Annotated in this window: 9 protein-coding genes; all 9 read right to left on the bottom strand. The window is 35.5% G+C overall.

The features are described 5' to 3' along the window. Nucleotides 1-5: 5 nt before the first annotated feature. The 9 genes from Q0L65_RS12140 to Q0L65_RS12100 are packed head-to-tail and all read right to left on the bottom strand — an operon-like array spanning nucleotide 6 to nucleotide 14,371. Nucleotides 6-803 carry an SDR family oxidoreductase gene (locus Q0L65_RS12140; protein ID WP_296686747.1) on the bottom strand — a complete coding sequence of 266 codons (798 nt, stop codon included), beginning with the start codon at nucleotides 801-803 and terminating at the stop codon, nucleotides 6-8. A 15-nt stretch (nucleotides 804-818) separates the two neighbouring features. Beyond that, nucleotides 819-1,832 carry a zinc-binding alcohol dehydrogenase family protein gene (locus Q0L65_RS12135; protein ID WP_296686746.1) on the bottom strand — a complete coding sequence of 338 codons (1,014 nt, stop codon included), beginning with the start codon at nucleotides 1,830-1,832 and terminating at the stop codon, nucleotides 819-821. Nucleotides 1,833-1,850: 18 nt separating this feature from the next. Continuing rightward, nucleotides 1,851-2,705, bottom strand: coding sequence for a fumarylacetoacetate hydrolase family protein (locus Q0L65_RS12130; protein WP_296686744.1), 855 nt, complete (start codon nucleotides 2,703-2,705; stop codon nucleotides 1,851-1,853). Between the two features lie 28 nt (nucleotides 2,706-2,733). Beyond that, a complete protein-coding gene (locus tag Q0L65_RS12125; RefSeq protein ID WP_296686741.1) occupies nucleotides 2,734-3,498 on the bottom strand; it encodes an SDR family oxidoreductase in 765 nt (254 codons plus the stop codon). A gap of 12 nt (nucleotides 3,499-3,510) precedes the next feature. After that, a complete protein-coding gene (locus tag Q0L65_RS12120) occupies nucleotides 3,511-4,740 on the bottom strand; it encodes a glycoside hydrolase family 88 protein (RefSeq protein ID WP_296686739.1) in 1,230 nt (409 codons plus the stop codon). A 33-nt stretch (nucleotides 4,741-4,773) separates the two neighbouring features. After that, nucleotides 4,774-7,197 carry a sugar-binding domain-containing protein gene (locus Q0L65_RS12115; protein WP_296686735.1) on the bottom strand — a complete coding sequence of 808 codons (2,424 nt, stop codon included), beginning with the start codon at nucleotides 7,195-7,197 and terminating at the stop codon, nucleotides 4,774-4,776. 21 nt (nucleotides 7,198-7,218) lie between these two features. After that, nucleotides 7,219-10,755, bottom strand: coding sequence for a malectin domain-containing carbohydrate-binding protein (locus Q0L65_RS12110; protein WP_296686732.1), 3,537 nt, complete (start codon nucleotides 10,753-10,755; stop codon nucleotides 7,219-7,221). A gap of 1 nt (nucleotide 10,756) precedes the next feature. Continuing rightward, a complete protein-coding gene (locus tag Q0L65_RS12105; RefSeq protein WP_296686727.1) occupies nucleotides 10,757-13,483 on the bottom strand; it encodes a glycoside hydrolase family 20 zincin-like fold domain-containing protein in 2,727 nt (908 codons plus the stop codon). Between the two features lie 6 nt (nucleotides 13,484-13,489). Next, complete coding sequence (locus tag Q0L65_RS12100; RefSeq protein WP_296686725.1) at nucleotides 13,490-14,371, bottom strand: TIM barrel protein; 882 nt, start codon at nucleotides 14,369-14,371, stop codon at nucleotides 13,490-13,492. Nucleotides 14,372-14,400: the final 29 nt, after the last annotated feature.

Genomic DNA, 14,400 nt, shown 5'->3' with positions numbered 1-14,400 from the left:
TATACTTAGTCTACATCATTAATTAGAGCACGATCCAAATGGACATACCCTCCATCTACAAAGACAAACTGACCCGTAGTATGAGAGGAACGCTCTGAAATTATAAAAAGTGCCGTATCAGCAATCTCATCAGGGCTTGTCATTCTTGATTCAAACGGTATACTTTTGTTAATCTTTTTCAACACTACATCACCATCTGGAAGCGTATTTAACCAATCATGATACGCTGGCGTCAAACTTTCTGCTATGATAATAGCATTTGAACGGATTCCAAATTGAATTAAATCTACTGCCCATTCTCTTGTAAGCCCTAAAACTCCTCCTTTTGCAGCAGCATAACCCGAAGTCCCTCCTTGCCCAGTTAAAGCAACTTTAGAACCTATATTTAAAATATTACCTTTTGACTTTTTAAGGTAAGGAAGCGCATATTTTACCAATAAAAAATAACTCACAACATTCAGCTTCAAGGAATTCATAAAGTCCTCGTAACTTGATTCTAAACCTGCTCCGTCATTGACTCCTACATTATTAATGACAGCGTCAATCTTTCCGTACTTTTCTGCAATTTTTTGTACTGCATTTTCCATTTGAACTGGATCAGTTACATCTGTTTGGACAAACAAAGAATCAACTCCCTTTTTTTGAAGTGCCTCAACATAGTCAAATCCTCTACTATTTCTATCGACCAAAACAGGGATTGCTCCTTCATCTGCCAATCGATTCACGATAGACTCTCCAATACTTCCTGCCTTGCCTGCCGATCCAGATACTACTACAATTTTTCCTTTTAATTTTAAATCCATATTATGTTCTGTTATTTAATCCAATTCAATCATCGCTTTGATGACGTTATTTTTTGGATCAATCCATTTTTCAAATTCAGCAATCATTTCTGTAAAATTAGCCCTGTGTGTGATGTATTTTTTAGGGTCGATTTTACCTTCTTTTAAACACTTCATAACGTATTCAAAATCTTGAATTGTTGCATTCCTACTACTCATAAGAGTAGATTCTCTCTTGTGAAATTCAGGATGACTAAAAGCCAACTCTCCTTTTTGGAGTCCAACCAATACAAATCGTCCTCCATGGGCCATATAATTGAATGCGTCATTCATCACATTGCGATTTCCTGTTGCATCAATAACTACGGTTGGCATATCGCCATTAGTAATTTTTTTCAACCTAGTAGACACATCCTCATTTAATGGATTAATGGTTTCGTCAGCTTGAAGTTCTTTTTTACAGAAACCCAATCGATAATCATTTATATCCATTACAATCACTCTTGCTCCTGCAATTTTAGCAAATTGAATAAGACCTATCCCTATAGGACCTGCCCCCATAACTAAAACCGTATCACTGGATTTAACATCAGCTCTTCTAACACCATGAGCAGCAATGGCTAATGGCTCAACCAGAGCCAATTCATCATAATCCAGTCCTTGACCATGTAGTAAATAGTGCTGAGGAACGGTAACATATTGGGCCATTCCACCATCGATATGAACTCCAAAGACTTTGATATTGGCACAACAATTGGTTAAACCATTTCTACAAGCCACACATTGACCACAATGAAAATAGGGTATAAAAGTTACTTTATCTCCTATTTTAAATCCTTCAACATCTCCTTCTATGTATTCTGCGGCTAACTCGTGACCTAAAATTCTAGGATATTCAAAATACGGCTGTGTCCCCCCGTAAGCATGAATATCGGTTCCACAAACTCCTATTTTTTTTATCTTCAATAGTACTTCACCTTCTTTTCGGACAGGCATAAGTTTCTCTTTTAACAAGAACTCATGAGGTTTCTCACAAACAATATATTTCATTTTATGTTTGTTATTTTCTTATTTAATATAAGCTTTAGCAACTTGTTTGCTTGAGCCTAATCCTTCCATTCCTAATTCAATTACATCTCCTGCTTTTATATAGACTGGCTCTGGTTTAATTCCTAAACCTACTCCAGGAGGCGTTCCTGTACTAATTACGTCACCTGGCAACAAGGTCATAAACTGACTCAAATAATGAACTAAAAACGGAATTTTAAATACCAAATTAGAAGTATTACTATTTTGGAATGTTTTTCCATTTACAGTTAACCACATAGACAAATTATCCACGTCTTTAATTTCATCTTTAGTAGCCAAAAATGGTCCAAGAGGTGCAAAAGTATCAGAACCTTTCCCTTTTGCCCACTGTCCACCACGTTCTAATTGAAAAGCTCTCTCACTATAATCATTATGCAAACAATAACCTGCTACATACTCTAAAGCATCAGCTTCTTCTACATAACTTGCTTTTTTACCCATAACAAAAGCCAATTCAATTTCCCAGTCTGTTTTTTCACTGTTTTTAGGAATAATCAAGTCATCATTTGGCCCACACAAAGCGGTAGTCGATTTGAAAAAAATAATCGGTTCTTCTGGTATCGGCGCATTGGTTTCTTTACAATGGTCAACGTAATTAAGTCCAATACAGATTATTTTTGAAGGTCTTGCTACTGGCGACCCTAAACGCACTTGTGCATCAACTTCAGGCAAAGAAAGATTTGACTCCAACGCTTTGTGTAACTTTTCCAAACCATTTTCTTCAAAAAAAGCTTCATTATAATCTGAAACAATTGATGAAACATCATATCTTTTTTCTCCTACTAAAACTCCTGGCTTCTCTTTTCCAGCAGCTCCAAAACGTATTAATTTCATTTGTATATTGTATTTAGTAATTTATTATTTAACTATTTAATGTGATAAACCCACCATCTATAGGATAATCTGTCCCTGTGATAAAACCTGCTTCTTCACTACATAGGTACAACGCTAGTGTAGCAATTTCTTCTGGTTTACCCATTCGTCCTATCGGTTGTGATTGTGATAATTTTTGAAACATTTCGGCTTCGTTTCCTGGATAATTTTTAGCAATAAAACCATCCACAAAAGGAGTATGTACCCTTGCAGGTGAAATAGAATTACAACGAATGTTTTCTTTAATATAATCTTTGGCCACTGATAGAGTCATTGCCATCACAGCTCCTTTGGCCATAGAATAAGCAAAACGATCTGATAATCCCACCCAAGCAGCAATAGAGGCCATATTGACAATAACACCTCCATTCGATTTTCGAAATTGTGGAATGGCTGCAAATAAGCAATTGTATACTCCTTTCACATTCACATCGACCACCTTATCAAAATCTAGTTCAGTAGTGGTATCCACCTTTCCCACATGAGCAATACCAGCATTATTAACTAGGATATGAATATTGCCTATTTTTTCAAATGTAGCTACAACTTCTTTTTGATTGGCAACATTACAAGAATGTGAATAGGCGATTCCTCCTTCTTTTTGTATTTTGTCTAATGTTTCTTGAGCACTTTCTATAGTCAAATCAATGATATGTACTTCGGCTCCTTGTTTTGCAAATAAGGTCGCGATTGCTTGACCTATTCCGCTACCTCCTCCAGTTATTACTGCCTTTTTATTTTGTAATGAAAACATCTTTTGTATTTGTTATTTATTAAGTTCTAAAGCGGCTAAGATAAATGGGCCTGTTGCTTTAGGATCATTATCTTTTTTTCTTTCGTTAATGTAGTATTCATACGAACCATCTCTATAAGGCGTACCTCCAAGTCCTGCCACAGCACAAGCATTGGTAATAGTAATGGCGCCATTTGGATCTACTTTGATTAATTTTGATGTCAATCCGTCGAATGCTTTAGCTGCAATTGTTTTGAATTTTTTAGGCAAATACCCTTTATTCGCTCCTTTTGCCATAGCGTAAGCAAACATAGAAGTTCCAGATGATTCTAGATAATTTCCTGGTGCACCACCTTTGTCTGTTACTTGGTACCAAATTCCTGATGGATCTTGAAATTTCACCAAACTAGTTGCAATATTATTTAGATAGGCCGCCAATTCTTTTTGTTTAGGATGGTTTTTGGGGAAATAATCTAAAACATCCACTAATGCCATCATGTACCAACCAATCGATCTTGACCAGAAATTAGGTGAATTTCCTGTTTCTTTATTAGCCCAAGGCATTTGTTTAATTTCGTCCCAGGCATGATATAGCAGACCCGTTTTTTTATCTGTAGCGTGCAATTGAATCAATTCAAATTGTTTAGCAATGTCATCTAATTTTGCTCCATTTTCGTAAGCGACAGTATATTGAGCATAAAAGGGTTCTCCCATATACAATCCGTCTAACCACATTTGGTTTGGATAAATTTTCTTGTGCCAAAAGCCTCCACTTGCAGTTCTAGGTTGGTTATCAAGTTGTTTTCTCAGAGTTTGCATTGCCACTAAATAGCGATTGTCTTTTGTTGTAGCATACAAATTGAACAAAATTCGTCCTGCCACAATCATGTCAATGTTGTAAGCTTCTTCTTTATAAGTAGCAATATTTCCATCTTTATCAATCAAATCATCTGCATATTTCTTGATATAGTCAAAATACTTCGCGTCTTTCTTTTGTTTATTTAATTCTTCCAATGAAGTCAAAACTAGTCCATGAACATAATCCCAATGCGGTTGTTTCGCATCATCAATCATATAGGCTTCGGGATGACGATGCATTATTGATAAAGCCATTCGCTCTGACCATTTGAGTTGTTTAGAAATAATTACCTTATTATCTCCATTTGTTTGAGAAATTGCTTTACTACTTGTTACAAACAAAACAAGCGTAAGGCTCACTTTAAAAAAAGTATTGATTGTTCTTGAATAATTCATCTTTATCATTGTTTAATTATTGGTATTCTTTATCTATTTTATTTACTCTACTTTTATTTCTATTGCGGAGGTTTGAATTCCTTTCTCTGATGAAGCGGTTAATTTAATTGTTTCTTTCTTAGTATTCGATTGTACAATAACAATACATTTACCATTATACAACGTACACGAACTAGCCTTAAAAGAATCTAAATTAGCCTGATACCCATTGTCTACTCCAACTATTTTTCCACCGCCACTGATTTCAAATTGAATCAAATGATTGGCATCTGGCACTAGGTTTCCATCCATATCTTTGGCTGATACTGTTATGTAAGTCAAATCATATCCATCTTTCTTTATAACTTTCTTATCCGAAATTAATTCTAATGTAGCTGCCTTACCTGCAGTATGTATTTCTTTTTCTAAAACTACTTTTCCATTTTTTCTGGAAACGGCTTTCAAAACTCCTGGTTCAAATTGTAATCGCCAAAAAACATGTAAATCGTCTTCCTGCTTCGATTTTTTGCCCATAGATTTGCCATTTAAAAACAGCTCTACTTCATCGGCTTGGTTATAATAAGCCCAAATATCTACCTCTTGTCCTTGTTGCCAGTTCCAATGTGGAAAAATATGTAAAACCGGTTGAGTAGTCCATTCACTTTGATACATATAATACACATCCTTTGGCAAGCCTGCCAAATCAATAATTCCAAAATAAGAACTGCGAGCAGGATAGGTATAAGGGTCTGGTTCTCCTAGATAATCAAAACCTGTCCAAACAAATAAACCTGACATGAAATCTTGTTTTTTGATGGTTTTCCAAGTGGCTTCGTGAGTTGCTCCCCAATAAGCATAGGTTTGATCATAAGCCGAAGCTGTAAAATCTTTATTTCCATCAAAAGGTTGGTTGTAAGCCACGGGCCAAGCTTTTAATACATCTGAAGGTTGATCATAATGCCCGCGTGTTGCAATCGCTGAAACACTTTCGGAAGCAATGATTTTTTGCCCTTTAAATCGGTTAGGAAAATCTTTATAATCACTATGCTTATAATTGAATCCCAAAAGGTCCAAAGCCTTTGATTGATAAATAAAATTCTTCTCTGGCACATTTTCTGTCAAAGCGCTTGTTACTGGTCTAGTCGTGTCTAACGATTTTACAATTTGAGCCAATTCTTTAGTAATACTAATTCCGGTGCTATCAAATTGCTCTCTAATTTCGTTTCCAATACTCCACATCATAATAGAAGGATGATTGCGATCTCTTTTTATAAAATCTTCTAAATCTTTTTTATGCCATGCATCCCAATCTTTGTGATAATCATTGGCTACTTTTTTCTTTTTCCAAACATCAAAAGCTTCATCTTGAACAATAAACCCCATTTCGTCACACAATTGTAATAACTCTAATGACGGTGGATTATGTGCCATTCTGATCGCATTAGCTCCCATGTTTTTTAACAATCTAAGCTTTCTCTTTACCGCATGTTTATTTTCTACCGCTCCCAAAGCACCATTATCATGATGCAAACAAACCCCTAAAATTTTAGTTGGCACTCCATTCAATGAAAATCCTTTCTCAGCATCAAAATTAAAATAGCGAACTCCAAGAGGGGTTTCATAATTATCAACCAATCGAGATTGATTATAAACTTGCGTTACAACCTTGTACAAATACGGAGAATTAACCGACCAAAGTCGAGGTTGCTTTAACACTAAATTTTGTTGGTATTCCAAAACCGAATTGGCTTTTATCGTTTGAATACTTGTCGCTTTTGTTTGAGGAACACGATTAGCATCAACAATAGTGGTTACTACTTTAATTTGTTTTGAAATAGGCAATTCATTATTTATAGTGGTTTGAAAATGCACCGAAGCTTTATCTTGAGATACTTTTGGAGTGGTTATATAAGTTCCCCATTGCGCCACATGCAATTTATTTTGAACCACTAAACGCACGTTTCTATATATCCCTGATCCTGTGTACCACCGAGAATTGGGCTGCGCATCATTATCCACTTTAACTGCAATGATATTGGATTGTTTTCCAAAATTCAAATATTTTGACAAATCGTAACTAAACGAAATATAACCATTTGGTCGTTTGCCTAAAAAATGACCGTTGATCCATACTTCGCTATTTTTAAATACGCCGTCAAATTCGATTAGAATCGATTTATCTGTCCATTGCGATGGAAGTGAAAATGTTTTACGATACCAACCTTTACCCGCAGGCAAAGCACCTTGAGAAGCCTTGGTAGGATGTTTACTGCTAAATTCTCCTTCGATACTCCAATCGTGAGGCAGTTGCAATTTTCTCCAATCTGAACTATTAAAACTTGAAGCCAATGCCTCAGGATAATCGCCTAATTTGAATTGCCAATTGGTGTTAAAATCCGAAACTATTCGCCCTGTATTCTTTTGAGAAAATCCAATTGTTGTACACAACAAAAGAAAAACTACAAAGATTGATTTTACTACTTTCATTTTTTACTTTATTGAGAATTATTATTGGAACTCAAAAGAATCCAATCGTAATCCTTTCATTTCATTAGATTCCAAACTAATTGTATACGTTCCAGCATTAATATAACCTCCAGAAGTCGTATTTACTATTTTCCACTTATCTGCAGCAGGTGAAAACTCAATGCTATCATTTTTTAGAATAATCCCATTGGCATCCTCCATTTTTAAGTTCAATTTTATTGATTTATCCGTTAAATTCATATATTTAAAACGCATCAAATAAATACCCGCAACTCCTGGTTTTACTTCAAACTGAATACTATTAGAAGTAGTTTGAGTAAACTCTAAATAATCACTTTTCTTAAAATTTCCTTTTACTATACCTTCCCCTGTCACTTTAGCATTTTCTGCCTCGAGAAGAACATTTGGACGCGAATCATTAACATTTCCCATGACATAAGTAGGTACAACAACTATCGAATACATTGCACTATTTTCAGAATTTTCTCCAAAAAATACTTGTTCTCCTTTTTTTACTTTTTTTGAATAAATAGAAAATACTGTTCCTAAACTGTTCTTAGCAGTCTCCTCTATTTTTTTGTAATTAGACAGCCAATCCAAATGGGTTGCTGTTTTGTTATCTAATAAAACATAGACATTAGCCTCTTCTTTAGAAATGAAAGAGCCTGAAACTTTCTCTCTATATTTTTCTGAAAATTGAATGTAATCGGCAGTAAATAATTCTGACGGTAACTGGGTAAAAGCAACTTCCGAATCTGAGTATTGTTTTGAATACAAATCCAACCAAGTTCCAATTTTACCATCGTTTTGGGTATGAGAATGTACACTTAATTTTTGAATATTTCTTGGAGCATTTTGACTAACCGATATTCTTTTGTTTAGGGTAGCAATAGCAATTGCTGAAATTATTGCTTGTCCAGCGCTCACTTTTGGGAAATGAATACTAATTTTTCCATTCTTAGCTGTTACCCAAAATGCTTTCTTTAAAGCAGTATCATGGCCTGATTCGTTCCAAATATCAAAATCTTTGAGTACCGTTTGGTTATTAATTGCGATATCAAATGTACGCCAGCCCTTGCAATTCGACCCTCCTCCTGTACCATACCAAGGTTCTGTAAAATACAATTCCACCAAATACTTTCCATTTGGTACTGGAAATTCATATTTCAATTGACTAGTACCATATCGAACCGTTTGAAATAAAAGATCCTCTTTGGTCTTTTTTATAGGATCATATGAGGTACGCTGACTTGCGTAATAATCTGGAAGGTTTTTAAAACCATCTGTCCACGACAAAGACCCCCAATCATTTTCTGAACTTTTATGAGTATCAGCCAGCCATTTATTCCCTAAATGATCTTTCAATTCGGGACCACCACAATTGACTCTATATAGATAATTGTATCCTTTTTTGGGTTGAATAACTTCGTCAGAATCTTTATCTAACAAGTCATAATTAGGCGCTTTAGGAAGCGACGGCAACACTATATAATCTTTGGCTACAGCCTGACCATTTACATAGCCAACGGCATACAAAACATTATAATTTACAGCAATATTGTTCCACTGAAAATGTTTTCCTAAACCTGGATTTTTAATTCTGCCCAACGAACTTTGATTGACGTCATTAAATAATTCGACCTCATCACAATTGGAATAAACATCAATCCCACTTTTAATTCCAGGTATTTCCCATCGATTTGGCCAAGAATGAGAAACAATGTAAACCATTGGACTTTTTGTATTCGATGCATAATTGGCTCGATACATATAATACGCATCTAATGGCTCTCCCCAAACGGTAAAAAGACCTTTGTAATTTACAGGTCCTACTTTGTCAATATCCCTAAATCCTTCGCCATCTTGAATGCGCCCTGGATTTTCGTGTGACGAAAACAACCAATTGAATTGTCCTGCCACTTTATCTTTTACCGATTCTGCTTCCCGAATTTTTATTTCCATTAATTGTGAAAAACGATTCTCACTAAGTATTCCTTTTTGGTCAAATTCTCCTTCAGAGTGTAAATCAGCTGAACGCCAAGCACCATATTCGCCATTTAGAAGTTGGCTACTCAACTCAGTTCCATAGTTAAAAGGGTTTCCTCCATAGGTTCCTGACCAATTTTGAACCACATTCCAATCGGTTCCTTCTCCTCCATTACAAGTCGTTACCAATCGCTGCGAAGCCGAAGAAGGATCCATTTCTCTAATAATCTGAGTACATTCTGCCGCAAAATCTTTCGGAATCGTACTTTCATTTTGTAAGCCCCATAAAACAACCGATGGACTATTTCTACGCTCTTTTATCCACTCTCTCAAAAGTGTTTTAAAATTTTCTTTGAATTCAGGGGTATCATACCAAATATGTGCAGAAAACTGGCTCCAAAATAAAATTCCTTCTCGATCCAATTCTTCTTGGTACAACAAATTATGAGGTTGATGTGCTTCTCTAAAAGCGTTAAAACCAGCTTGTTTAATCTGGTCTATTCTCGCTTTAATTTGTTGATTTGAAAACGAATGACTGTTCCCTATTATATGCTCATATTCGCATGTCCCATTAATAAAAAATGGTTCGTCATTAATCAAAAACCGACCTTTATTTTCTTTGCTATTGATTGGCCAACTCACCCAACGAATTCCATAAGGAGTGGTAATTTGATCTACTTTTTTACCCTCTTCAAATACTGTGGTTACAATTTGATATAAATAGGGATTAGTAGGCGACCACAGTTGCGGATTCAAAATATCAGGAAGCAGTTGTGCTAATTCCTTAGTCTCTCCAGGGCTTAATTGTATTGAATTGTGTACAGCGCCAACTTTAATTCCGTTTTTATCTAAAACAAGAGTTTCAACTGTTAGGCTTTTATCTGAATTGTCATAATTTTTAATCGTTGTTGCAGTGTGAAGCAAGGCTTTTTCTCGAGAAGTTGATTGATCATTCCACACATGAACACCAAAAGGTTCAACTCTTACATCATTTGTAATAACCAAAGTGACAGGCCTAAAAATACCCATAGGCTGTGAGCCCTCAGAAAACCCCCATTCGCCAGAACATCCACCACAAACCCAAGGTAAATCAGCGATAAAGGCAGGATGTTCGGCCTTAACTAATAATTCATTTTTTTGATTGAATGCAACAACATCCGTAATATCAATTGTAAATGTGGTTCGGCCTCCTTTGTGACTTCCTATTTTTTTCCCATTTAACCAAACGGTTGCATAGGAACCCACTCCCTCAAAATAAAGAAACAACCGTTTTCCTTTATCGCTTTCAGCAACTTCTATACTTCTACGATACCAAGATGTACCATGCAAATTTCCATGTTTAGCTCGGCGATAACCGTAGTACTGATCCCAGTTGTGAGGTACGTCTACTTTTTTCCAATTACCTTCTATTTTTAATTGGGCTTCTTCTTGATTTGAGGTTTCTTTTAAAACCGTTTCCCAACCTGAATTTAACGAAATCTCTTTACGAAATTTCGTCAAGGCTCCATTGCTCTGCGCCAAAGCAAAACAAGTCGATAACAATACACCGAATATGTAGCCTACTTTTTTCATTTTAATAAAATAACCAATCAATCGCTCCTTTATCTTCGGCGCCAATAAAACCAACGTCCCTTGGACTAATCGCTTGATTCGCATCGATAAATCCCAGAAGCAATACTTTTCCTTTTCCTAACTTAAGCTCATGCTCTCCTACTGGAAACGTGTATGTATGAATATTTACCCTGGGCAATTCTTTCAAATTAATTGCATTGGCTAAAATTACCTCAGCTTGACCGTTAGAATTACCCGAAGCATCTGTTTCTAAATTAGGTGGTAACAAAAAGCGTTTTTGATCGGTGTTAAAATACCCTACAATCAATTTTACCGCTTTATCCGTTTTAAATTTAAGTTGTGTCCCCTTTTCGTTTTGAATAGTTTCGTCAAATGCAATTCCTTTTAAATTCACTAATTCAGGAGCTAATTTCACAATTTCCGATGCAGGGGTAGCATACACTTGTGTTGCATTTTTAACTACATACCTTCCTGTGTTTTCGCTAAATAAATTCACTTCGACTGGTTTCCATGCCTTAACTTCTTTTGGTACAATTTTCCCTTCCTTTGCTGATTGCAACAAAACTAAGTTTCTTTTAAAATTAGCCAATTCACGCTCGTAGTGAGGCAATAATTCTTTCCACGTTTTATTGAAACCATCATCGCCTCCAATTGGTATTCTTCGCTGTGCCGTTTGCATACTATTAGCATACCAATAACTATCCTGAGTTAAATTAACCAACTCTTGATAAAAAATGATACTTTTCTCTAAATGCGGTAGCGCCTCATTCAAATCTTTAATATCATTAGAATAACTATAACGCAGGATTAACATTGCCGCTTTTACCTTTTCTGAGAAAAAATTAGCAAATGCATCATAGCAGTAAATATCATTTTTGAGGCGAAGAAATTCTTCTTTATCTTTTGTTATTTTAGAAGTCACCTCATCAATTGCTTCTCTGGCTAACTTACCATGTTGCGTAATTTCAGTGATAATTTGAAGAGGGGTTTCTCCAATATGTTCCTGATGATTCCATTCCTTTTTAGCATATTCTAAAAGCAATTCACCTAAAGGACCACACGATTCATGAAATCCTGGATATACTCGCCATTTTGCAGGGTTCACTAGCTGACTTTCAAACATTCCTAATAATAATGTTTGTCGATTCCCTTCGGTGATACCAAATTTCCTTAGCGTTTTTGGTGCAATCTCCCCTGTTTCTTCATAAGCTTTAAGAATATTTTTTCCTTCCATGGAATCAACTCCAAACTTATCCGCTAATTGTTGGCTCCAAAAATCAATTTCCTCTACTCTATTTCTTTTACTCGACCATGCATATCGTGACCACGCCTTGTACCAAATCCAATCACGTTCCATTTCTAACAATCGTTTCTCTGTTTTATCAGCGGTATATGGCCAATCCCAGTAGGACGATTGTGGGTATAAATGCAAGGCATTAGCACCATGAACAGTGTGCATGGCTTGAACACTCTTTTGTATAAAATCAGGAGAGCCATATCGAAAAGGTTCCAGATTAGCCAAAATATGAACGTTAGAAATGTGAATAGAACCTAACGAACTCAACTTTTTATGGATTTCTGACCAAGGACCTCTAGGTTCATAAGTGGTTAACGACTCCCCATTGTATTTATGCATGGTATACAAATTCTTATACAATGGAAGTGACTTACTCATCACCAATGGCGCGTCAGTATCATGAGCTCTTAAAATAATAGGTGGTTCATCAGTTCTACCAATTGTTTGTAAACCATCTTTAACCCCAGGAATAATGGTCTTAGTAAACCATTCAACATCATCATCTACAGTATTGATTGCTTCTCCTAAAGTAACTAACAAGCCTACATTAGGATATTTTGCAATAAATGCAGCAATCGATTTTTTAGTGTAGTCTGCTATTTCTGGAGTAATCGAACGTTGACGATCTTGCGTTTTTATATTGTAATGTTCTGCAAAAGGTTTTGAAACAATAATATTATAAAACATTTGAATTACCCAAATCCCTCTTTTATTCGCTTCATCGGTGATGAACTTATAAATTTCTTCATTCTTTTTAAATGTTTCATCATCTACTTCTACCGCAAAAGGATATTCTTTTAATTTGACCAAAGAAGCAAAGGGATGTCCGTTCCATAAGTAAAGAGAATTCAATCGATTAGACACCATCATATCAAGATACTCTTTCCATAATTTTTTATCATAAAACCAAGGAAACGTTTCTGGAGTATAAGGGTATTCGTAAACATCTCGCCCTGGTAAATAGGTCGTTTTTTGAAGTCCGATACAACTTCCTCTCAGCACCATTTCTGGACTATCGTGAAAATTGATCCCCCAAGGGATTTTTCCCGATGTTTTAATTCGGTCAGCCAATTCCATAGCGCCATATAAAGTACCCGTCGCATCTGCACCTTCGATTAAAATGGCTTTTTTTTGAGTGCTAATCTGAAAAGCTTCTTTTTGATTTAACTGACCATCGTTAATCGAAAATCGTTTCGTGTTTTGTTTCCAAATCGGAGTTCCTTTCTCTCCGATAATTATAATTTCTTCTTTTGTATTTTTAGCAATATCTTCAACAAAAGATACCTGATACCCTTTTTCTAATAAAGTCTCTTCAACTTTTTTTGCTCCAAACTGAATTCTAGGCGACTTTGAATCACACACAATGGTAATGTTTTGTGCTGTCAAAAAATTAGCATAAAGACCTAAAATAAATAGTCCAATATATCTCATTTTACTTTATTTATTCTGAAAAATTTTCTTAAGATAGGCTACATTAGCACCATAATTAGCCTTAACATCTCTCACTATAGCGACATCTCTAGAACGCTCAATAATCAACCACCCTTTCCAATGCATCGCGTCTAAAGTAGCTTTAACTTTAGGCATATCAATAGCCGTATCTTTTTCTAGCCATACTTTATCTGTGTTGGATGCATGAATTTGAGCTAAATACTTTTTACCTAATATTTTAATTTCTTCACAAATGTCTCTCCCATTTTCAATTGCATTGGCAAAATTGAAAGAACTTTTAATATACTTAGACCCTATCTCTTCCAAAAGTTGTTTTTCTTGGGTAGCATCTAGCGAAGTCTCTATTGCAATAACTCCTCCTATTTTTCCAACCTGTTTTCCTGCCCATTGTAATTTTTTAATAATAGTAGGACGTAACTCTGGATTTTTAACTAAATCACATTGTGTTCCCAATGGCAAAAATGCTATTTTCACATTCATTTTGTCCATCGTATCAACACAATCTTGTATCATTTTAGTTACTGTTTCCCTCGTAGCAAAAGACTGAGCATAAAAACCCGACATTGCTATAGAACTAATACCAACTCCTAGTTCTTTGGACTTGTCTAAAAATTTTTGTCTTTCAACAGGATCCCCTAATTTACTATCAAATGTTTCTCTTGGCCCCAGGCTCCCCATATCCAATTCAATTCCATCGGCATTAAGTTCTTTGGCTAAAGAGAAAGCACCTAATTTTTGTCTTTTTAGAATCATCCAATCACAAACCGCAATTCTATATTTGACTTTTGGTTTTACTTCTGCTGCCTTTACAACACTTTGGCCCATGCCGAAAAAAAATAGTACAATGACAAGAAATGCACCCCTCATACAATCTCTTTTTATTGAATTTATTGCTA

The sequence above is a fragment of the Flavobacterium sp. genome, from assembly GCF_024642105.1.
Classification (GTDB): domain Bacteria; phylum Bacteroidota; class Bacteroidia; order Flavobacteriales; family Flavobacteriaceae; genus Flavobacterium.
This window is presented reverse-complemented; position numbering and strand designations above follow the sequence as displayed.

Bases quoted from the DNA above. Each gene is read 5' to 3' on its own strand.
- Q0L65_RS12140 (WP_296686747.1), bottom strand. From the start codon at position 803: ATGGATTTAAAATTAAAAGGAAAAATTGTAGTAGTATCTGGATCGGCA.
- Q0L65_RS12135 (WP_296686746.1), bottom strand. From the start codon at position 1,832: ATGAAATATATTGTTTGTGAGAAACCTCATGAGTTCTTGTTAAAAGAG.
- Q0L65_RS12130 (WP_296686744.1), bottom strand. From the start codon at position 2,705: ATGAAATTAATACGTTTTGGAGCTGCTGGAAAAGAGAAGCCAGGAGTT.
- Q0L65_RS12125 (WP_296686741.1), bottom strand. From the start codon at position 3,498: ATGTTTTCATTACAAAATAAAAAGGCAGTAATAACTGGAGGAGGTAGC.
- Q0L65_RS12120 (WP_296686739.1), bottom strand. From the start codon at position 4,740: ATGATAAAGATGAATTATTCAAGAACAATCAATACTTTTTTTAAAGTG.
- Q0L65_RS12115 (WP_296686735.1), bottom strand. From the start codon at position 7,197: ATGAAAGTAGTAAAATCAATCTTTGTAGTTTTTCTTTTGTTGTGTACA.
- Q0L65_RS12110 (WP_296686732.1), bottom strand. From the start codon at position 10,755: ATGAAAAAAGTAGGCTACATATTCGGTGTATTGTTATCGACTTGTTTT.
- Q0L65_RS12105 (WP_296686727.1), bottom strand. From the start codon at position 13,483: ATGAGATATATTGGACTATTTATTTTAGGTCTTTATGCTAATTTTTTG.
- Q0L65_RS12100 (WP_296686725.1), bottom strand. From the start codon at position 14,371: ATGAGGGGTGCATTTCTTGTCATTGTACTATTTTTTTTCGGCATGGGC.